General features: G+C 37.6%; 19 protein-coding genes. 16 read left to right on the top strand and 3 right to left on the bottom strand.

The window, feature by feature from the left end; translation table 11 throughout:
* Positions 1 to 275 precede the first annotated feature (275 nt).
* The gene (locus AC3CH7_RS13440) at positions 276 to 497 is read right to left on the bottom strand and encodes a DeoR family transcriptional regulator (RefSeq protein ID WP_004226074.1); all 222 of its coding nucleotides are present in this window, start codon (positions 495 to 497) and stop codon (positions 276 to 278) included.
* 356 nt (positions 498 to 853) lie between these two features.
* Here AC3CH7_RS13440 and pepV point away from each other — a divergent pair, with 356 nt between their 5' ends.
* The 7 genes from pepV (at position 854) to AC3CH7_RS13405 (ending at position 8,281) form a co-directional block, all read left to right on the top strand.
* Positions 854 to 2,260: a dipeptidase PepV gene (pepV, locus tag AC3CH7_RS13435; protein WP_036162322.1), complete on the top strand. Its 1,407-nt coding sequence runs from the start codon at positions 854 to 856 to the stop codon at positions 2,258 to 2,260.
* A 27-nt stretch (positions 2,261 to 2,287) separates the two neighbouring features.
* A complete protein-coding gene (gene dat / locus AC3CH7_RS13430) occupies positions 2,288 to 3,142 on the top strand; it encodes a D-amino-acid transaminase (RefSeq protein ID WP_012295709.1) in 855 nt (284 codons plus the stop codon).
* Between the two features lie 230 nt (positions 3,143 to 3,372).
* Positions 3,373 to 4,374, top strand: a complete 1,002-nt coding sequence (locus AC3CH7_RS13425; RefSeq protein ID WP_012295708.1) for a nuclease-related domain-containing protein — start codon at positions 3,373 to 3,375, stop codon at positions 4,372 to 4,374.
* Between the two features lie 2 nt (positions 4,375 to 4,376).
* Entirely contained in the window at positions 4,377 to 5,315 is a 939-nt protein-coding gene (locus AC3CH7_RS13420) for a diacylglycerol/lipid kinase family protein (RefSeq protein WP_012295707.1), read from the top strand.
* A 96-nt stretch (positions 5,316 to 5,411) separates the two neighbouring features.
* Positions 5,412 to 6,062 carry a tRNA (guanosine(46)-N7)-methyltransferase TrmB gene (gene trmB / locus AC3CH7_RS13415; protein ID WP_012295706.1) on the top strand — a complete coding sequence of 217 codons (651 nt, stop codon included), beginning with the start codon at positions 5,412 to 5,414 and terminating at the stop codon, positions 6,060 to 6,062.
* A gap of 11 nt (positions 6,063 to 6,073) precedes the next feature.
* A complete protein-coding gene (locus tag AC3CH7_RS13410; protein ID WP_031418585.1) occupies positions 6,074 to 6,937 on the top strand; it encodes a YtnP family quorum-quenching lactonase in 864 nt (287 codons plus the stop codon).
* Between the two features lie 117 nt (positions 6,938 to 7,054).
* Positions 7,055 to 8,281, top strand: a complete 1,227-nt coding sequence (locus AC3CH7_RS13405; protein WP_012295704.1) for a carboxylate--amine ligase — start codon at positions 7,055 to 7,057, stop codon at positions 8,279 to 8,281.
* Positions 8,282 to 8,338: 57 nt separating this feature from the next.
* Here AC3CH7_RS13405 and AC3CH7_RS13400 read toward each other — a convergent pair whose 3' ends face one another.
* A complete protein-coding gene (locus tag AC3CH7_RS13400) occupies positions 8,339 to 8,653 on the bottom strand; it encodes a hypothetical protein (RefSeq protein ID WP_008176726.1) in 315 nt (104 codons plus the stop codon).
* 164 nt (positions 8,654 to 8,817) lie between these two features.
* Here AC3CH7_RS13400 and AC3CH7_RS13395 point away from each other — a divergent pair, with 164 nt between their 5' ends.
* From AC3CH7_RS13395 to AC3CH7_RS13355, 9 genes are all read left to right on the top strand, one after another.
* Positions 8,818 to 9,894 carry a M42 family metallopeptidase gene (locus AC3CH7_RS13395; RefSeq protein ID WP_012295703.1) on the top strand — a complete coding sequence of 359 codons (1,077 nt, stop codon included), beginning with the start codon at positions 8,818 to 8,820 and terminating at the stop codon, positions 9,892 to 9,894.
* Positions 9,895 to 9,953: 59 nt separating this feature from the next.
* Positions 9,954 to 10,475, top strand: coding sequence for a DUF84 family protein (locus AC3CH7_RS13390; RefSeq protein ID WP_012295702.1), 522 nt, complete (start codon positions 9,954 to 9,956; stop codon positions 10,473 to 10,475).
* A gap of 100 nt (positions 10,476 to 10,575) precedes the next feature.
* Positions 10,576 to 11,094 carry a hypothetical protein gene (locus tag AC3CH7_RS13385; RefSeq protein ID WP_036164672.1) on the top strand — a complete coding sequence of 173 codons (519 nt, stop codon included), beginning with the start codon at positions 10,576 to 10,578 and terminating at the stop codon, positions 11,092 to 11,094.
* Between the two features lie 72 nt (positions 11,095 to 11,166).
* Complete coding sequence (locus AC3CH7_RS13380) at positions 11,167 to 11,991, top strand: DUF1444 domain-containing protein (RefSeq protein WP_012295699.1); 825 nt, start codon at positions 11,167 to 11,169, stop codon at positions 11,989 to 11,991.
* Positions 11,988 to 12,602 carry a YtpR family tRNA-binding protein gene (ytpR, locus tag AC3CH7_RS13375; RefSeq protein WP_012295698.1) on the top strand — a complete coding sequence of 205 codons (615 nt, stop codon included), beginning with the start codon at positions 11,988 to 11,990 and terminating at the stop codon, positions 12,600 to 12,602. The genes AC3CH7_RS13380 and ytpR overlap by 4 nt, the downstream gene beginning before the upstream one ends.
* 261 nt (positions 12,603 to 12,863) lie before the next feature.
* Positions 12,864 to 15,992, top strand: a complete 3,129-nt coding sequence (locus AC3CH7_RS13370; protein WP_488381784.1) for a DNA translocase FtsK — start codon at positions 12,864 to 12,866, stop codon at positions 15,990 to 15,992.
* 229 nt (positions 15,993 to 16,221) lie between these two features.
* Positions 16,222 to 17,535: a UDP-N-acetylmuramate--L-alanine ligase gene (murC, locus tag AC3CH7_RS13365; RefSeq protein WP_031418588.1), complete on the top strand. Its 1,314-nt coding sequence runs from the start codon at positions 16,222 to 16,224 to the stop codon at positions 17,533 to 17,535.
* Positions 17,536 to 17,643: 108 nt separating this feature from the next.
* A complete protein-coding gene (locus tag AC3CH7_RS13360) occupies positions 17,644 to 18,141 on the top strand; it encodes a DUF948 domain-containing protein (protein WP_031418589.1) in 498 nt (165 codons plus the stop codon).
* 137 nt (positions 18,142 to 18,278) lie between these two features.
* A complete protein-coding gene (locus tag AC3CH7_RS13355; protein WP_488381783.1) occupies positions 18,279 to 18,770 on the top strand; it encodes a YtxH domain-containing protein in 492 nt (163 codons plus the stop codon).
* 52 nt (positions 18,771 to 18,822) lie between these two features.
* Here AC3CH7_RS13355 and pilM read toward each other — a convergent pair whose 3' ends face one another.
* Positions 18,823 to 20,976: a pilus assembly protein PilM gene (pilM, locus tag AC3CH7_RS13350; protein WP_488381782.1), complete on the bottom strand. Its 2,154-nt coding sequence runs from the start codon at positions 20,974 to 20,976 to the stop codon at positions 18,823 to 18,825.
* Position 20,977: the final 1 nt, after the last annotated feature.

Below are 20,977 nucleotides of genomic sequence, written 5' to 3'. Positions count from 1 at the left end.
TTTAACGGATTGTTAAGAAACTGTAAATAGTCAAAATATTCTCTAGAGATACACGTCAGTGAAATAAACTAAATGACTGAACGAGCTACACTTCATTTAAAAGAGAAAAATGAGACAGAGCTACTACGTAGAAGACCGTTCAATTTGTTAGCTTATTTCCCTGCCGATTCAACACGATAAAAATTATCTAATAATCTTCTAACAACAAAAAAAGAATGACCCCGACGAAAGGTCATTCTTTTCCATACACAATGCTTTACGCATTCTACGTAAAACTAAGACGTCAATTTTACTTTTTTCTTCGTCGTTGTCCATCTGCCTCGACTTGGACTCGTCACCAAATCGTTAAAGGCTAACACGTTCAAATCTCTTTGAACGGTGCGAGGAGTGATACTAAACTCTTCGACTAAATCCTGTGTAGACACGGTTCCTTTGTCTAAAATAAACATGTACACGTCTTTAATACGATTAAGCATTCGATCAGTAGTTGGTTTCATTAAATGAACCACTCCTTCATCTTAATTCTCTTGGCAAAGACTAGCGGACGACAATATGTGCGGAGTGCACTTAGGCTATTAAGTAGCTGCCTTAGACATCCCCTTTTCTAATTTTTATGTCAGAACAATTATTCTGATAACTTCATTATATAGAAAAACTACATGATTTTCTAGTGAATGCAAGAGAAATTTACAATAGAAACATAAAATTTTCACTGTATTTTGTGGGAATACGTGAAAAACATGCTATATGTGGTAGTGTCAGTAGAAGTTACTGAAAATAGTTGTCAGAAAGAGGATTGTCATATATGTTGTAAGGTGTAGAATAATGTTACTACTTGAAGGAGGTACATGGTATGGATTGGTTACAGGCTGCAAAAGAAAGGCAAGATGAATTAGTACAAGAGTTACAGGAGCTTGTGCAAATTAATAGTGTTCTTGATGAGGATACGAAAACTACTGAGGTACCTTTTGGTAATGGTCCACTTCAAGCGCTTGAATGGTTACTTGCGAAGGGCCAAAAAGAAGGGTTACTAACGAAAAATGTTGATAACTATGCTGGACATATAGAAATGGGTACAGGTGAAGAATTATTAGGTATTTTATGTCATGTTGATGTTGTTCCAGTTGGAGATGAAGCTGATTGGACATACCCGCCATTTAGCGGTACTGTAGCTGATGGTAGGCTGTATGCACGTGGTGCAATTGATGATAAAGGCCCTACAGTTGCGGCATGGATGGCTATGAAGCTTGTCAAGGATGCAGGTATTCAATTAGATAAAAGAGTGCGAATGATTATTGGTACGGATGAAGAAACAGGGTTCCGCTGTGTCGACCACTATTTCAAACAGGAGGAAATGCCGTCAATCGGTTTTGCCCCCGATGCAGATTTCCCGCTCATTAATGCTGAGAAAGGCATTGCAGAGCTTGTGTTCTCTCAAAATAAAGTAGGTGATGTAACGAAAGAACAACTACTATTATTTAATGCAGGAAAGCGTCCAAATATGGTACCAGATTTGGCAGAAGCCTCAATTCAGCATGCCTCAGCGGAATTCGAACAGAATTTTCAAACATTCTTAAGCAAAAATCAGCTAGATGGCTCTTTATTAATGGAGGACTCTCGCTATATAATAACTATCAAAGGTAAAGCAGCCCATGCAATGGAACCAGAAAAAGGAATCAATGCAGCTGTTTATCTTGCTGCGTTTTTACAACAAGAGTTGACGACTGAGTCAAGTAAGCAATTTGTCGACTTTATCGCAGATGTTTTTTATCAGGATCATTATGGCCATCAGCTTGAGTTGCAATTCGAGGATGCCATGTCTGGTCAGACAACATTAAATCCAGGCATTGTTAGCTATGATGTCAGTAAAGGTGGCAGTTTAGTGATTAGTATGCGCTATTCTGTATCCTATCCATTCGATGAAAAAATTACGGAGGCTCAACGTTTAGTTGTAAAAAGAGGATTTTCATTAGATATTCAAGACGACTCCAAGCCCCATTATGTCAGTGAAGATGATCCATTTATCCAAACATTAGCGGCTATTTATAGACGTCAATCAGGAGATACAGAAACACCGTTATTATCTACAGGTGGTGGAACGTATGCACGTGTGCTGAAAAAAGGCGTGGCCTTTGGCATGCTATTCCCTGGGGAGCAGGATGTGGCGCATCGGGCGGATGAGTTTGTAGTGATTGAAAATCTTGTAAAAGCAGCGGCTATTTATGCGGAAGCAATTGTTGAGCTTGCGGGAAAAAAATAACATAAAGACGAAAAGGATGAACGGAAAATGGCATATTCATTATGGAATGATCAAATTGTTGAAGAAGGATCTATTGCAATCTCACCAGAAGACAGAGGTTATCAGTTTGGTGACGGTATTTATGAAGTAATTAAAGTTTATAACGGAAATATGTTTACAGCACAAGAGCACATTGATCGTTTCTATGCGAGCGCCGAAAAAATTCGCCTTGTTATCCCTTATACAAAAGATGTTTTACACAAGTTACTACATGAGCTAATTGAAAAGAATAATCTAGAAACAGGACATGTTTATTTTCAAATCACTCGTGGGGCTAATTCACGTAATCACGTTTTCCCGGATGCAAGTATTCCTGCTGTATTAACTGGAAATGTAAAAGCGGGTGAACGTGCATATGAAAACTTTGAAAAAGGTGTTAAAGCCACTTTTGTTGAGGATATTCGTTGGTTGCGTTGTGACATTAAATCTTTAAACTTGCTTGGTGCAGTATTAGCAAAACAAGAAGCTGCGGAGAAAGGTTGTTATGAAGCGATCTTACATCGCGGAGATATCGTGACAGAATGCTCTTCAGCTAATGTTTACGGAATTAAAGATGGAAAACTTTATACACATCCAGCTAATAATTTCATCTTAAATGGTATTACACGTCAAGTCATTTTAAAATGTGCGGAAGAAATTAATTTACCAGTAATCGAAGAGCCAATGACGAAAGCTGATTTACTAACAATGGATGAAATCATTGTGTCGTCTGTATCTTCTGAGGTTACGCCAGTCATTGATGTGGACGGCAACCAAATTGGGGCTGGAGTTCCCGGTGAATGGACTCGTCAATTACAGCAATCATTTGAAGCGAAATTACCACTTTCAATGAATACCAAATAAAAGAACCTTGTAGAGAACTATCTGTATGGATAGTTCTCTTTATTTATGGGTGTAATGTTGGGTCTCGTCATGTAAAATAAAAAGGATAGTAGAATAATCTTACAGATTGAAATTTGTAGAGCAAATGTCGATGTAATGAATACATAAGAATGCATAGACTCTTTTTTACAAAAGGGATCGAGAAAAAAGAGAACTAAAGAGATGGTAAGTAAGAATGGAGTGACCTTTACATGGCACAATTAGTAAAAATACAAGATTATATTTCTCGCTATCAAATTGACTTAGCAAGATATCCTACACAATTTGTACGCTTGAAGAAAAGCCAATGGGACCGTATTAAGCGTCAATGGGAATTGGGCGAAGATATAAGCGAATGGCAACATATTGATAATGAGACAGAAGCGGATACTTTAGAGGAAAAAGAGCGATTTTCCTTCATAAAAAAAATATTTACTGGACGACAAAAAGAAACAGAAGATGTTGAAGATATAGAAATATCAAACGAACTCATAAGTAGTGAGGATACTATTCCAGAAGAAGAAACAACACTAACATTTGAACCTAAGATTGTGTATGCTCCACAATCCATCCATGAACTGAAGCGTATGTTTATTGATCAATTCTTCCATTTCCAAATGAAATGGGCTAGCTCAACATTACGTGAAAAATCATATGTAGATCCTCGCTTCATGCGTGATTCGTTACTACGTACTTTGTTACAAACATTACCAGATAATTTTTTGTTGTTTTATTATCCTATCCTACAAATCAGAAAAGCACCGATTGAGCTTGATGTCGTATTAATGTCTCCGACGGAGTGTATTTGTATTACCGTTTTAGAAGCAGAAAATCAAGCTGTATATGTTGGTGGCAGTGATCGCTTTTGGATGAAAAAAGTAGGAACAAAGGACTTAAAAGTTTTGAATCCAACGATAAACTTAGCACGTATGGAGTCGGTACTATCTCAATTATTTAAAGAAGAAAACATAGATATGCCCATTCGTAAAGTTGTACTAACGCGGAATGGTTATTTTGATTATCCGGGTTCACCGTATGGGGTTCGTTTTGTTGATCGCCGTAATTACGGAGAATGGATGGAGCATTTGCGAAAGGTTTCTTCTCCAATGAAGCATATGCAAATACGTGCGGCTCAAACAATTTTAAATACTGTACAAACCACTTCGTTTAATCGAGATATTTGGCAGCAAGCATCACAAACAACAGAGGACTAAGTATGCAGATTCTATTTATTGTCAATGAAGCTGCCGGGAACGGAAAAGGGAAGAAAGTTTGGACTCAACTTCAAAAGCACCTAACGATAGACTATCAAGTGACTTTTACGGAATATGAAGGACATGGACGAGAGATTGCCAAACAATGGGTATTACAACAGCTGAATCCAAAGTTACTTATAGTTGTTGGTGGAGATGGTACCATCCATGAGGTGTTTAGTGCTGTTGTACATAATGAATTGTTAGTACTGGGTGTGGTTCGTGCTGGCTCTGGTAATGATTTTGCTCGCTCGTTTCCTACATTTTACAATGCTCAGCAAATCGAGGACTATGTAATGGCTTCTACCATGGCATATACACAAATAGATGCAGGGAACATTCAGCTCAGCGATAGCTGGGATGAATTCTTTGTCAATAATGCTGGCATTGGTTTTGATGCATATGTCACAAAATCGATTAATACATCACGCCTTAAATTTTACCTCAATAAATTAGGATTGGGTAAGCTATCGTATGCTGTTGCTGTCATTAGAGGCTTATTTAGCTTTAAATGTTTTAACGTCACCATACGTTCTGATCATCAAGAGTGGCAATTCCAACGAGCATGGTTTGTCGCCATGTGCAATCAGCCTTATTTCGGCGGAGGTATGAAAATATCACCAGCCGCAAAAGCAGATGATGGCCGAATGGACATTACAATTGTCCATGATATTTCTCGTCTAAAATTATTACTTATTTTTGTTACTGTTTTTTTTGAAAGGCATACGAAGTTTAAAGAAATCACATTTTTACAAGGACAACATTTCGATATTATCGTGAATGATGATCACAAGGTTGATTGTCATATGGATGGTAATTATAGCGGACGTGTCCATCAGGGTACTACCATCCACTGTACAGTGCAACAGAAGGCATGGAATATTACGACAAAGAGTTCTTAAATAATATCATTGCGCAATAATTTTATGCGAATGTAAGAGGAATACGTTATACTATAAAAAATCAATAATTTTATAAGAAAGAAATGAGGAACAACAGTGAGATTAAGAAATAAGCCTTGGGCAGAGGAAATGATTACAAATCATCCAGAGGTAATCGTTCCGAATCCTGAAGACTTTAAAGGAAATTGGCAGGTTGTTTTCGGAAATAACAACCCCATTCATATTGAAGTTGGTACTGGGAAGGGACAGTTTGTTACGGGAATGGCTTTGCAAAATCCAGATATTAATTATATTGGGATCGAACTTTATGATAGTGTAATCGTTTGTGCATTAGAGAAAGTTCTAGAAGCAAAATCTCCAGCGAATTTACGTTTACTTAAAGTAAATGGCGCGGATTTAAATAAATTCTTTAATAAAAATGATGTAGCACGTGTGTATTTGAATTTCTCAGATCCTTGGCCAAAAACACGTCATGCCAAAAGACGTTTGACGCATGGGGATTTTTTGAAATTATATGAGTCGATTTTGGTGGATAATGGGGAAATCCATTTTAAAACGGATAACCGTGGTTTGTTTGAATTTTCGTTAATCAGTATATCTGAATATGGTATGTTATTAAAGTATGTATCACTCGACCTACATGCAAACATGCCAGAGGATAATGTGATGACTGAATATGAGCAGAAATTCTCTGCGAAAGGACAGCCGATTTACCGCTTAGAGTCGCAATTTATCACTAAATTGTAGGGGGAATATGGATGGATCAGTTACAGTTTCACAATATGTCATTATCATGGCTTAACGGGGGTGTTACGTGTCTAGATGGTGGTGCGATGTTTGGAGTTGTCCCAAAACCACTTTGGTCGCGCAAATATCCAGTCAACGAAAAAAATCAAATTGAATTACCAACGGAACCAATTCTTGTTCAATATGAGGGCAGAAACTATCTTATTGATACGGGTGTTGGCTTTAACAAATTAAATGAAAAACAGCTAAGAAACTTTGGTGTAACAGAAGAATCTTCGTTAGCGGATAGTTTACAAGAGCTTGGTTTAACGACAGCAGATATCCATGCGGTGCTAATGACACATTTACATTTTGATCATGCTGGTGGTTTAACTCAGTGGCAAGATGATGTGCTTGTGCCTACTTTCCCAAACGCTAAAATTTTCGTAACAAAAATTGAATGGGACGAGATGCGTAACCCAAATATTCGCTCCAAAAATACGTACTGGAAAGAAAATTGGGAGCCTGTACAGCACTTAGTTGAAACCTATGAAGGTACGTTGGAAGTAGCTCCAGGAATTGAAATGATTCATACAGGTGGTCATAGTGAAGGTCATGCTGTAATCAAACTTACACAACAAGGTGAAGTACTTTTGCATATGGCAGACATTATGCCTACACATGCTCATCAAAATCCATTATGGGTTTTAGCTTATGATGACTATCCAATGACTAGTGTTTTTGCGAAAGAACGTCTTATGAAAGAAGCTCTTGCCAATAACTATGGCTTTATTTTCTACCATGATGCCTATTATCGTATGATTAAATGGGATGAAACGGGGAAAGAAATCAAGGCTAAGCTCGAACGTAGTAGACAAGCTGTTATTACATTCTAACAATGACGAGGTAGTTGACATGAAAATGTCGATACCTCGCTTTTTTGTTCGTGAAGATGATGGAAAATATGATACACTAAACACGAAACTAAAATATAAAAGAGAGTTGAAATAAACATGGCAGCTGAACAACCATTTTTACCAGTTTTACTAGGGTCAGATATGAATGCATATGGGATGGCCCGTGCATTTTATGAAGCATATGGAATTAAACCACTTGTCTTAGGACGTTCTCATTTAACAGCAACACAAGATAGCCATATCCTGGAGTTTCAAGAAATCGACCGTTTAAATGAGCAGGATGTATTTGCACCTGCGCTTGCACAAGTTGCAAAACAATATGCTGATCAAAAGCTATTGCTCTTAGCGTGTGGTGACGATTATGCTAAGCTTATTATTAAAAATAAGCCAGCGTTGCAGGAGCATTTCACAGTGCCTTACATCGATGAATCTTTAATGGATGAAATTTTACTTAAAGAGAATTTCTACAAGATGTGTGATAAATACGATTTTAAATATCCAGGGACAACGACTGTAACAGCAGATAATTATGAAAATTTTACACCTCCATTCGAGTATCCAATTATTTTAAAGGCGTCAAATTCGGTGGAATATTGGGCATGTAAATTCCCAGGGAAGAAAAAAGTTTTTGTTGCGCATGACGAGGCAGAAAAAACAGCTATTTTAAAAGCGATTTATAGCTCAAGCTATCAAGATACAATGATTATTCAAGAATTTATCCCTGGTGATGATTCTTATATGCGTGTGCTTAATGCTTATGTGGGCAAAGACGGGAAAGTGAAGCTAATGTGTCTAGGAAATCCTATTCTAGAAGAGCATTCACCTGAAGGAATCGGCAGTTATGCAGCTATCGTAACAACATACGATAAAGAATTAATGGACCAAGTACGTTTCTTCTTAGAGGACATCGGCTATACAGGCTTTGCCAATTTCGATATGAAATACGATATTCGTGATAAACAGTACAAGCTGTTTGAAATTAATTTACGTAATGGACGTTCCAGCTATTATGTAACGGCAAGTGGCCATAACTTAATGAAGTATGTTGCTGATGATCATATGTTAAACATTAAGCAAGAAGTTACTTATGTGGAGGATAAACATCTATGGATGATTATTCCAAAAGGTGTATTGTTCAAATATGCATCGAACGAAAAGCTTAAATTAGAGGCAAAAAAATTAATTAGCGAGGGTAAATACACAAACTCCCTTTACTATAATGAAGATATGAATACAAAGCGTTGGGTGAAGCTAACACTCAATAACTTAAATTACTATCGTAAATATAAAAAATACTTTAATAATAAAGGTTTATCAGAATAATAAAGAGAAGCCATCTCAATTGAAAAGGAGATGGCTTCTTTTGCTTCTTTTTTAGCGCTAAACCTCTGTTAATTCAACTACAACGCCTGAGCGTGCATCAGCGGCAAATTCAAATGTTTGCATGTCACCTTCATGCATACGTGAGATTCCTCCACGATAGACAGGAATAGTAATGATACCATTTGTATAATCTTCTGTTTTCATAAAAATCCAGGAACCATCAATCGGTGCATCCTTTTTAAATTCTTTTTTTATGTTTTCAAGTACTTGTCCTGCAGGTACGAACGGAGAAACTTTTTCACTAGCTTCTTTAATAATGACTGCGGCAGCTAAGCCAGTTGCAACACCAATTAAAAAATCACGTAATTTCATACATCTTCCTCCTTTTTCTGTACCTATATTTTAGCATAGCCTATAGAGTGAATGCACGTTCACACGATAACAGTTTTAGGAAATGTATCAATATTTCGAATTCGGAAATAAATATGTTACAATAGGCGAGGAAGAATATTCTACTTCGTGGGGAGAGAGTCAACATGAATGAGGAAACATTGCAATTATTTAAAACATTAACAGAGTTACCAGGTGCTCCTGGTAATGAGCACGCTGTTCGCGCGTTCATGCGATCTGAGTTGGAAAAGTATTCAGATGAAATCGTTCAAGACAATTTAGGGGGGATTTTTGGGGTAAAGCATAGTGAAGTTGCGGATGCTCCAAAAATTTTAGTTGCAGGTCATATGGATGAAGTAGCATTTATGGTTACTTCTATTACTGATAACGGCATGATCCGCTTCCAGACGTTAGGTGGCTGGTGGAGCCAGGTTATGCTTGCACAACGTGTAGAAGTCTATACGAAAAATGGAGCTATCCCTGGTGTGATTGCATCTATTCCACCGCATTTATTAACGGATGCAGAGCGCTCTAAGCCCATGGATATAAAAAATATGTTAATCGATATTGGCGCTGACAACAAGGAAGATGCGGTCGCAATGGGGGTTCGTCCAGGACAATCCATTATTCCTGTTTGTCCATTTACACCTATGGCCAATCCGAAAAAAATTATGGCCAAAGCTTGGGATAACCGTTATGGCTGTGGTTTAGCAATTGAATTAATGAAAGAAGTCAAAAATGATAAGCTCGGATCTCATTTATATTCAGGCGCAAATGTAATGGAAGAGGTTGGTTTACGTGGTGCTCAAGTGTCAGCAAACATGATTAAACCAGATTTATTCTTTGCATTAGATGCATCACCTGCAAATGATACTTCAGGTAAAAAAGATCAATTTGGACAGCTTGGTAAAGGAACATTACTTCGTATTCTAGACCGTACAATGGTGACACATCGTGGAATGAGAGAGTTTATTTTAGATACGGCCGAGTCCAACCATATTCCATACCAATACTTTGTATCACAGGGTGGAACTGACGCTGGGCGAGTACATACAGCGAACGATGGTGTACCAAGTGCAGTAATTGGTGTTTGCTCACGTTATATTCACACATCTGCGTCTATCATTCACATTGATGATTATGCTGCTGCTAAAGCATTAATTGTTGAATTAGTGAAAAAAGCAGATCGTTCGACTTTAGAGTCTATTCGCGCTAATGTATAAGTAGTTGGAAAGATGCCTGTAAAAGGCATCTTTTTCTATGGAAAGAAAGTAGGGGTTTGATGAAAATAGCAATTGGAACAACTAATAAAGCGAAAACTGAAGCAGTTGAAGCTATTGCTCAAAATTATTTTGTGGATACAATCTTTACATATGTGAAAGCTGCTTCAGAAGTGTCAGATCAACCTATGTCGAATGAGGAAACGAGATTAGGTGCCATCAACCGCGCCAAAAATGCCATGCTAAAAACAGATGCATCATTATCCTTTGGCTTGGAAGGCGGTGTCACTGAAATCGAAGGCGAGATGTATGTATGTAATTGGGGTGCATTAACAGTCTCTGATGGGACAACGTTTACAGCGGCAGGTGCACAAATTATTTTACCAAAAGAAATTGCCCAGGAAATTAGAGCTGGTGGAGAGCTTGGCCCACTCATGGAGCAATATACACAGCGCAGAGATATTCGACAGGGGGCTGGAGCAGTAGGGATTTTCACTCAAGGTTTAGTCAGTCGACAAATGATGTTTGAGCATATTGTATCACTATTGGTTGGTCAATATTTGTTCACATTTCCCGAAAAATAGTTAAATGGAATTAGTGGTGCGTATGCGGAGAGGTTGCATCTTCCTAATAATTTTTTTAAAATAGAAAAAAGTTAGTAGTGAAAGAGAAAGGAAGAGAGACATGTCATATAAATGGCTAAAAGCTATTGGCCTGACGCTGTTACTTCTGATGCTTTCTGGCTGCAATCAATCGATCGATGAGCAAATTGCCAACGGGCTTCAATTCACAGAAACGGTTTTTGCAGAAGAGCCTGAAGAACATACCGAGGAAATTGGAGATATTAATTTTTACCTACCTTCAAATTTTAAAGTTGAAGATAGTTCAGATGCTTACAATATTGTTATTTCAAAAGGAAAAGAAAGCTATATCCTTTTCATTAACGATAGAGAGGCACCAAATAGTAAACTTTATTATCAACTTTTAAAAGAAAATGAAGCTGATAAAATCATTCAGGAAACCACTTATGATAAGGATGGTCGTTTTGGCTTTACAGCGGTACTAAAAACAGATGATGAGAATGAAATGGAGCTCATTGTGAGTAGTGGTGGCGTGAAAATGACCACGATTTCTCAGGCAAAGCATATAGAAGATAATTTACGAGAGATGACGAAAATAGTTCATTCGGTTAAGATAAAGTAAATAAACAAGATTGAACAAAACGGTTCACAAACATGTGAACCGTTTCATTTTGAAGACAGGATGTGAGAAAGAATGAAGCAATTGAAATCAGAGCAACTTGTAGAGCTTTTAAAAAAACGATTAAACGCAGAGAAATACGATTTTCATTTCGATAAAAAGCACGAAAAATTAAGATTGAATCATAAAACGATTGAAAAAGGTATGGAGCTTTCACTACCTGGGATTTTAGCAAAATACAATGATAAACAAGAGGCAGCTATTGATGAAGTTGTGTATACGATTACACAAACTTTTAATGCGATGGAACAAGAAAAAGAACAGGGTTTTCAAATGACTACACAAATTTATCCTGTTATACGTGCCACATCATATCCTCAAGCATCGAAAGAGGGCCATGCGTTTATTACAACAGATCATACAGCGGAAACACGCATCTTTTATGCGCTTGATTTAGGCAAAACCTATCGTTTTATCGATGAATCTATGCTAGAAGCTTTACAATTAAGTGTAGAGCAAATTCGTGAAATGGCACGTTTTTCAGTAAAACAATTACCAACTTCCTATAAAAAGGATGAGGTCGCCGATAATATCTTTTATTTTGTTAATATGAATGATGGCTATGATGCCAGTCGAATTTTAAATGAGAGCTTTCTAAAAGATATGCGGACTCAGATAGAGGGGGATATGACATTGTCTGTGCCTCATCAAGATGTGCTGATTATAGGTGATATTCGGAATGAAACAGGGTATGATGTATTAGCGCAGATGACTATGCATTTCTTTGCAGTCGGTACAGTACCGATCACGTCGTTATCTTTTATTTATGAAGATGGGGAATTAGAACCGATCTTTATCTTAGCAAAAAACAGAGTGAAAAAGGAGCAAGAAAAACAATGAATGTATTTTACAACAAAGAGCATGTAGGAGATGTATTACTAGTTCAACTAGCAACGGAGTCTATCGTGAACACAGCAGTAGAACGTGCTGGGGATATTGCTATATTAAAAGAAGCTCAAACTGGTGAAATTAAAGCATTTAATTTATTTAACGCGAGCCAATATATACAAACAGATGCAAAAGGATTAGTTGAGGTAACACCAGTGTTAGTTGAACAATTAGCTGCAGCAATCGAAAAGAACGGTGCTAGCATTAGCCTAGATGTTGACTTTTCTCCGAAGTTTGTCATAGGTTTTGTAGAAACGAAAGAAAAGCATCCAAATGCTGATAAATTAAGTATCTGTTCTGTAAACGTTGGAGATGAAACTTTACAAATTGTTTGTGGCGCACCAAATGTAGAGGCGGGACAAAAGGTGGTTGTTGCAAAAATTGGTGCGGTCATGCCTTCAGGAATGCTTATAAAAGAAGGGAATTTAAGAGGCGTGGATTCATTTGGCATGCTTTGTTCAGCACGTGAGCTAGCAATTCCGAATGCTCCTTCTGAAAAAGGAATCTTAGTTTTGCCTGAGGATGCTATCGTTGGTAGTGCATTTGAATCATCAGGTAAATAATAAATACATCTTTTGATAATAAAGTTATTAAAAGTTTAGTTTTTTATCATGATATTATCCAATGGGTCAAGGTGAAAATCCCTAAATCGTTATGTTACTAATATGCTAGTAACATAACGATTTTTTTGTGTAGAATGAGCCTCTAAATGCAAGTTTCGCGATCGTTTTTATGGTATGCTTTTGATATAGACATTGAGCTATTGATTTGAAGAAAATTAGACAATGCTATAAATGAAGTGTAAGAGAAATGAGTGAAATGAAGTGAATTGGTTTAAAAAACAAATAAATAAAATTTTAAATAAAGATGAATATGAGTACGAGTATGAAGAATTTTATGAGGACTACGAAGAGGGACAAACAGAACAGCTACATATGCAGCAAGAACAACCCATGACTAAGCAAAAAACTTTCCGTTTCCCATTGATTGACGATGATGAGGAAGGCGTCGTGTCACAAACGCGCCAAAAAGAAATGTTTGATCAGGTAGAAAATGATGATTATTATGGGCAAATTGAGGATTTATCTTTACCCAAGCATTTAAATCAACATATCGTTGATTCAAGTGTTTACGATGTAGATGTTACAGGGATTCGAGATTTGTTAGCGAATCGTTCAAAACGCACTGGTAGAAAATCAACAATGAAAAGTCAACCAGTCCAACACGAACATCGTTCAAGAGCGAGTTTAGTTTTTCGAGACGCACAAGATCGAGAAGAGTCAATCATACCTCAGACGACATCTGTACCAAAAGATAAACTCGAGTGGAAAGAACAAAAAGTTCAAAAAGTAGATAGCGATTTTCTTGAAAATCGTAAACGCTTTATCCCAACGGACGTACCTTCACCCGTCTATGGGTTTGCGAAACCAAGTCCTATTAATGAATTATTGGATAAAAGAAAAGAAGAACATGAGTCACAAGAAACAACTAGGATGACCTCTGATTTATTGACAATTCATCAGCCATTAAAAGAAGCGACAACAAATGAGGCTAATGAAAATATACTAGAAGAAAAAGAGCCGCCTAGTACAGCTCATCGTGTTGAATTCGAACATGAAATCCATGAACCGATTGTTGAACCTATTACATTTGATGATGATGTATTGGATGAAGAAAAGGATGTACCAGACAGTGCGCCCACGGATATCGTGGTACCACAAACCACACCTTTTGCCATGGCATTTGAAGATCAAGTGAAGGAAGCTGCTAAGCAAGATCAAACCATACAACAGCTTTCAGCAGATCAGTCTGAGATTCATGTTAAAGAATTGATTGTGGAACAAGTCCAAATTGAAAATTCTACCATTCATATTGGAGAGGTAACGGTTGTACAGCCTCCGAGTAATGAAGAGGACCATCCGGTGAAGCTTGATGAACAATCATCATCAGATGCTATCCCAAAAGAAGAAAAAAGTCGCATTCCTTTCAATGTGCTAATGCTAAAAACAGATAAAGAAAAATGGCGAATTCAACAGCAAATGAAAGTGGTCCAACCTATTCGTGTGGAAAGTAATCCAGAAGCGGTAGAAGATGTGCTGATTGATGGGGCGGAAGCTAAAGAAGAGGAACACTCGCCTTCTGAGAGCATAGATTCAAATGCTATACAGCTAGTTGAACCACAGCTGGAGGAAGAAAGTGATTCACAATCTGCTTTTTGTAGTCAAGAAGATGTTGAATGCCATCGACACGAAGAAGACAGAGATTTTAACACAGAAACTAAATCAGAAAGTCCGGTAGCGGTTATTACGATGGCTCCTGTAACAACTTTGACTAGTGTATCCGAGAATGATGCAATAGAAATTGAAAGAATTAATGCTGATGAAGTTGCTGCAACAACAGAGCTAGAAGCAGAGGTCATTTCAGTTACTGAAGTTCTTCCTGAAATTGTAGAGGATTCTCCAGTTAAACCTGTGGAAAACCAACAACAGGTTTTAGAAGCAGAACAGGAGCTACCAGTTGAGGAAAAAACAAAACCTGTTCATGTTTATCAAAAGCCTACTGACGAATATTTAGAGCCACCAGAGGAAAAAACACAGGATACAGATTGGATGGAGCAGCAGGGTGATACATTGGTGGAAGCACTTTCTTATTTCCAGGTTTCTGCTCAAATTGAATCGATTATGCAGGGACCTGCAGTTACTCAATTTGAAATTACTGTGAGTCACGGTACGAAAGTAAGCAAGATTAGAAATTTAGCAGATGATTTAAAGCTTGCTTTAGCAGCAAAGGATATTCGTATTCAAGCACCGATCCCTGGGAAAAGTTCGATTGGTATTGAGATTCCAAACCGAGTATCAAGAGCTGTACGATTATCTGAAGTGACGAATAGCGCATCCTTCCTTGAATCAAATTCGCCGTTAGAGGCAGCTTTAGGTCTTGATCTAACAGGTAAGCCTGTTACACTAGATTTACGAAAAATGCCCCACGGTTTAATTGCTGGTGCGACAGGCTCGGGTAAATCCGTTTGTATTAATTCTATTTTGGTTAGTTTATTATATAAAGCTGCACCACATGAACTAAAACTAATGTTGATCGATCCTAAAATGGTAGAACTGGCGCCATTTAACCATATCCCACACTTAGTAAGCCCTGTAATCACAGATGTGAAGGCTGCAACAGCAGCACTTAAATGGGCTGTAGAGGAGATGGAACGTCGATATCAACTGTTTGCGCATGCAGGTGCAAGGGATATTACGCGTTATAATGCAATTGCAGATAAAAATAATGAACATAGCCTGAAATTGCCATATATTTTAATTGTTATTGACGAGTTGGCCGATTTAATGATGATGTCTCCAGCAGATGTAGAGGAGGCAATTTGCCGTATTGCTCAAAAGGCACGTGCATGTGGAATTCATTTAATTGTTGCAACACAAAGACCATCTGTAGACGTTATTACAGGATTAATTAAATCCAATATTCCTACACGTATTGCCTTTGCAGTATCTTCACAAATTGATTCTCGTACAATTTTGGATGGGCAGGGAGCAGAAAGGTTACTTGGACGAGGCGATATGCTATATTTAGGTAACGGTATGTCTGCACCAGTACGTCTCCAGGGAACATTTGTTACAGATGATGAAATTGAAGCAATTATCGAGCATGTTCGTGAACAAGGAGAGCCTGATTATATTTTTGATCAAGAGGAACTATTGAAGAAAACAGAGGTATCCGCAGAACAGGATGATTTATTTGAAGATGTTTGTCGTTTTGTTTTTGAACAGGGTGGAGCTTCTACGTCATTGATTCAAAGAAAATATCATATTGGCTATAATCGTGCTGCTCGTTTAATTGATATGTTGGAATCACATGGCTTTATCTCAGAGGCAAGAGGTAGTAAGCCGCGTGAAAGTTTCATTACAGAAGAAGATTTAATTACTATGTTTGAATAAGAATTGCCTTGATTTCGTCTACATTAACTAATTTACGTCGAAATTAGTTTTTTTAGAAAAGTTACACATCTATCCTTATGCATAAAAAGTGCTATAATAGACAAGATGTGTTGAATAGTACGTATTTTTTAATACTTGTGAAGGTATTAATACCTAATCATTCGTGAAATAATACGATACACCTAATAGATGATAGATGGGATATTGAAATTCCCGGGGGGTTTAATTAATGACAGTTTTTCATTTCACAGGCATTAAAGGTTCTGGCATGAGTTCACTTGCACAAATCTTATTTGATGCTGGTGAACAAGTACAGGGCTCAGATGTCGATAAATATTTCTTCACGGAGCAGCCGTTACGTGAACGTAATATTCCAATTTTTACATTTAATGCAGATAATATTAAAGAAGGCATGACTGTAATTGCAGGTAATGCTTTTCCTGATGATCATCCAGAATTAATTCGTGCCCGAGAAATCGGAGTAGAGATTATTCGTTACCATAAATTTTTAGGAGAATATATCGGTAACTATATTTCCATTGCCATAACAGGTGCCCACGGTAAAACTTCAACTACAGGTTTAATGGCACATGTGGTAGGTGGTTACAAACCAACTTCTTATTTAATCGGTGATGGTACTGGTGCTGGTCATGCAAATGCTGACTTCTTTGTGATGGAGGCATGTGAATACCGACGCCATTTCTTAGCATATAATCCTGACTATGCGGTAATGACAAATATTGATTTTGATCACCCTGACTACTTTGCAAATATAGAGGATGTCTATTCTGCTTTTCAATCATTAGCTTTACAAGTAAAAAAAGCTATTATTGCATGTGGTGATGATGAACAACTTCAGCGTATCCAAGCAAAAGTACCAGTTGTTTATTATGGATTTGGTTCAGAGAATGATTTCGAAGCTCGTAATGTTGAAAAAACGACAGAAGGTACAAAATTTGATGTTTTCGTTCGCAATGAATTTTATAGCACTTTCTTTATTCCATTATTTGGGGATCATGCGATTTTAAATACATTAGCGGTCATTACTCTATGTGAATATGAAGGAATTTCACCTGACATTATTCAAGATCGTTTGCACACATATAAAGGTGTAAAAAGACGTTTTACCGAAACAGATATAGGGGATAATGTATTAATAGATGACTATGCCCATCATCCAACGGAAATTCGTGCTACCATTCAATCAGCGCGACAAAAGTTCCCAGATCGTGAGCTAGTTGCTATATTCCAACCACATACATTTACACGTACACAAGCTTTTTTACAAGATTTCGCAGATAGTCTAAGCCTTGCAGATACAGCCTATTTATGTGATATTTTTGGCTCTGCAAGAGAAACGCAAGGCGCACTTTCTATTCAAGATTTGGCGTCATTAATCGAGGGCAGTGCAGTGATTACCACTGAAGGAATTGATATACTAACAAAACATCAAGGTGCAGTATTCTTATTTATGGGTGCTGGAGATGTTCATAAATTCCAAGATGCTTTTGAAGCCGTGCTTAAAAACGATGAAACAGCTTAGTCCGTAGGGGTTAAGCTGTTTTTTTAAAATTTGAGCAGGAATTCCGTTTTTTTTGTCGAAGATAGGGAAAGTAATAGTAAAGAGAATTTACTAGCAGGAGGTCAACTTATGGAAGTGATTTTGTATATTGCAGCTATTATCGCTGCAATCGGGTTTTTAATTTTATGTGTGAGTGTAGGAATGACATTATTCTCGCTCAAGTCCATCTTAAGCAGTTTATCTGGGACATTATCAGGTATTGAAGGACAAATGGAAGGGGTCACACGTGAAACGACTTCTTTATTAACCAAAACAAATAGCTTAGCAGAGGATATTCAACATAAATCTGAACAGTTAAATTCAGTGGTTCAAGCTGTTAAAGGTATTGGTGATTCTGTCAATGGTTTAAATAATTCTGTACAGCAAATTACTTCTTCTGTTTCAAAAAGCGTAGAACAAAATGAAGAAAAAATTGCGCAAGTAGTACAGTGGAGCAATGTTGCAATGGGTATTGCTGATAAATGGAAAAAGCGCAAAATCATAGAGCAAGAATCTGTATCTGAGGATGTGTATGGCTTTGAAACGGTACAAGTAGAAAAGCCAAAAAGAAAATGGGGTCGTAAATAGTGAAAATTATTCAGTAAGTATTTGATACTGTCTGAATAAAAATAAAGTCTTGGACATAAATTGAACATGCCTCTGTAAAAAGTAGATGGACAACCTGTCCAGACAAAATTGATAATATGATGGGGAGGAATTGTTGCATGACAACACAAAAGCCAAATTTTAATGAAGTAAAGGAAAAACAGCTTGAAAGTTCATTGCCTCAGCTTTATCATCCGCAAGACTCGATTTATGAAGAGGAGCGTGTAAACATGAAAGATTTTGTGATTGGCGCATTAGTAGGTGGAATTGTAGGTGCTGCAGCAGGTCTACTATTAGCTCCAAAATCAGGAAAAGATTTACGTAGTGATGTGGCTGTACAAGCTGTTCATTTAAAAGATAAGAGTGCAGACTTCTCGACAACTGCAAAAGATAAAACAGTACAACTTTCTAAACAAATTCAAGAACAATCTACACAATTAGTGGAGAAAGTAAAAACTTTAAAAACGGCAAAGGCCCCTGCTGTTTTTGACGATGGTACGGTTTCCTTTGAGGGCGAGGAACCACTAGAGGAGTTTATTCCTAACGAGGAAGTCAAAGCAGAAGAGAAAAAAGACGAAACAAAAGAGTCAAATGAAGAAGTACGTGCATAATGCATAACGAAAAGGGATACGTTACATGATCGTCGTGTAACGTATCCCTTTTTTAAACGATAGGGGTTTCGGCTAATAGTATTTCAAGTCGATCGCCACCGAAAATTTCCGTATCAAAACTTGCAGGCTGACCGTTTCTTAAAATGGTGAAGTTTCCTTTGAATGTGCTTGGGAGCTGCCAATTAGAAAAGCGAAATACATCTTGATAGATCCAAGGACTACGATCTTTTTCTGTAAAAATTACAGTGGCTCCATTCGGTACAGTTGAAAGAGGAGATATAATCATTTGATTGACCAGTGCTTCATGTACTGTTTTGGAAAGCTCCACTACTTCATTTTGGAAATGAATGATCATTTTATCTTCCAGCAAAAGATTCATTTGGTCCGCAATTCGCTGAACAGTTGGCAATGATTGCTGCTGAAAGTTAATCACATCGCCATCCTGCACTGAATAGCTCAATTTTGCCGTTTTTCCATTTATCATTAATGGAGAAGAAAACTCAGGTAAAAATAATGGCTGTCCATCGACATGAATGGTATAAGACTCAAATTGCTTTAATAAATCCCAATTATTTGTAACTTTGAAAATTTCCTCAATGGTATCCGCTATATCAAAAACGACGCTATCACGATCATTTAAAACAGTATCAATGGATGCAGGAGAGTGATTGACTGTAATTTTCGGTTCAATTACATATTTTGTATTTTGGATAGTAATGGTCTTGATTGCAGCATTATCAATAAGATCTCTCACCGTTACTGTGGCTGGCTGTCCATCTTGTCCCTCCACTAGCTGAATGGCATCGCCTGTTTTAATCAATGTTTTCGTTGATGCCTGTTGTCCGTTTACTACTATTTCAGCCGGCTGCCCATGACCACCAGGAATGAATATATCTTGTCCATTGACACTAATAGATAAACCGTGGCCAGGTTTTCCATACAATTGTTTAGCACGGATATTGGCCGCTAAAAAAGCATCGGCAACTGTCATTTCTTTCAGCTCAAAAAGACGGACCACCTGATTATTGACAGTTAAACTCATATATTGGATGGGCATTTTTTTCGCTGCAATGGCAATACCGATTGGCGTAACTAACTCTGGTGATGCTTTAATATGCTCTTCCTTCGTCAGGTTTTGAATAGCATCAATGCCTCTAACAGCTATACGGTTTGCTGGTAAATCTAGGACTAGACCAAGTTCTGTTGTTAGGTTAGGTGTTAAGCTACCTCCTCCAACAAGCATAACAGCCTTTGGAGCCACTCGGTTATTGAGTCGTAAAATTTCTTCGCCAATGGACTTGGCAAGCTGCTTGACGGCAGGTTCAATGGCTAATAAAACTTCAGTCTTTGGGTAATACTGATCAAAACCAAGAATATCTTGAATCAATATTTCTTCTGCTGTTTGGAGCTGACGTTTTGCTATTTCGGCAACAGGGAAGTCTAGTAAATAATGGTCACTTAAAGCTTCTGTTATTTCATCGCCTGCTGTTGGAACCATACCATAGGCCACAACAGTACTTTTATCAGTAATGGCAATATCAGAAGTACCTGCGCCTATATCGACTAGAGCCACATTTAAGCGACGCATAGTTGAAGGAATAAGGACATTTATAGCTGCGATAGGTTCTAATGTCAAAGCTTCCATCTCTAAATCAGCTCGTTTTAAAGCGGCAATTAGTGATTCGACTACCACACGAGGTAGGAAAGTGGCAATGACTTCAATTTGTGCCTCATCCCCTTGTTGATCTAAGAGGCTGCCAATTTCTTCACCATCCAAGCGATAGTAGAGAACTGAGTAGCCTACGCAGTAATAGTGGCTTATTTTAGCATCTTCTTTATGTTGTAAAAGTTGTTGTTGGGCTTGTTGAACTGCTTGGAGCTCTAAGCGGCTTATATCTTCTTCTGTAAAAATAGGACGATTACGTATATTAATCGTTACGCTAGCTTGTTCAGTTTTCAAGGATCGGCCCGCTGCCGCAACACTTACTTTCGTAAGAGGACCATGTTTCTCTTCAAGTTCGTATTTAATTGTATTAATTAATTCTGCCACATACATGACATTATGTATTTGACCATCTACCATGGCACGTTCTTTATGCTCTTTCACTACTATATCTTCCACGTGAAAATGGTCATTTTCTTCTTGAAGAATAATCCCGACCACTGAGCGTGTACCAATATCAAGTGCAAATAATTTAGAACTCAAT

Source organism: Lysinibacillus sp. F12, assembly GCF_057773605.1.
This window is presented reverse-complemented; position numbering and strand designations above follow the sequence as displayed.

Coding starts and splice junctions, on each gene's coding strand:
- AC3CH7_RS13440 (WP_004226074.1), bottom strand. CDS start 497: ATGAAACCAACTACTGATCGAATGCTTAATCGTATTAAAGACGTGTAC.
- pepV (WP_036162322.1), top strand. CDS start 854: ATGGATTGGTTACAGGCTGCAAAAGAAAGGCAAGATGAATTAGTACAA.
- dat (WP_012295709.1), top strand. CDS start 2,288: ATGGCATATTCATTATGGAATGATCAAATTGTTGAAGAAGGATCTATT.
- AC3CH7_RS13425 (WP_012295708.1), top strand. CDS start 3,373: ATGGCACAATTAGTAAAAATACAAGATTATATTTCTCGCTATCAAATT.
- AC3CH7_RS13420 (WP_012295707.1), top strand. CDS start 4,377: ATGCAGATTCTATTTATTGTCAATGAAGCTGCCGGGAACGGAAAAGGG.
- AC3CH7_RS13410 (WP_031418585.1), top strand. CDS start 6,074: ATGGATCAGTTACAGTTTCACAATATGTCATTATCATGGCTTAACGGG.
- AC3CH7_RS13405 (WP_012295704.1), top strand. CDS start 7,055: ATGGCAGCTGAACAACCATTTTTACCAGTTTTACTAGGGTCAGATATG.
- AC3CH7_RS13400 (WP_008176726.1), bottom strand. CDS start 8,653: ATGAAATTACGTGATTTTTTAATTGGTGTTGCAACTGGCTTAGCTGCC.
- AC3CH7_RS13395 (WP_012295703.1), top strand. CDS start 8,818: ATGAATGAGGAAACATTGCAATTATTTAAAACATTAACAGAGTTACCA.
- AC3CH7_RS13390 (WP_012295702.1), top strand. CDS start 9,954: ATGAAAATAGCAATTGGAACAACTAATAAAGCGAAAACTGAAGCAGTT.
- AC3CH7_RS13385 (WP_036164672.1), top strand. CDS start 10,576: ATGTCATATAAATGGCTAAAAGCTATTGGCCTGACGCTGTTACTTCTG.
- AC3CH7_RS13380 (WP_012295699.1), top strand. CDS start 11,167: ATGAAGCAATTGAAATCAGAGCAACTTGTAGAGCTTTTAAAAAAACGA.
- ytpR (WP_012295698.1), top strand. CDS start 11,988: ATGAATGTATTTTACAACAAAGAGCATGTAGGAGATGTATTACTAGTT.
- murC (WP_031418588.1), top strand. CDS start 16,222: ATGACAGTTTTTCATTTCACAGGCATTAAAGGTTCTGGCATGAGTTCA.
- AC3CH7_RS13360 (WP_031418589.1), top strand. CDS start 17,644: ATGGAAGTGATTTTGTATATTGCAGCTATTATCGCTGCAATCGGGTTT.
- AC3CH7_RS13355 (WP_488381783.1), top strand. CDS start 18,279: ATGACAACACAAAAGCCAAATTTTAATGAAGTAAAGGAAAAACAGCTT.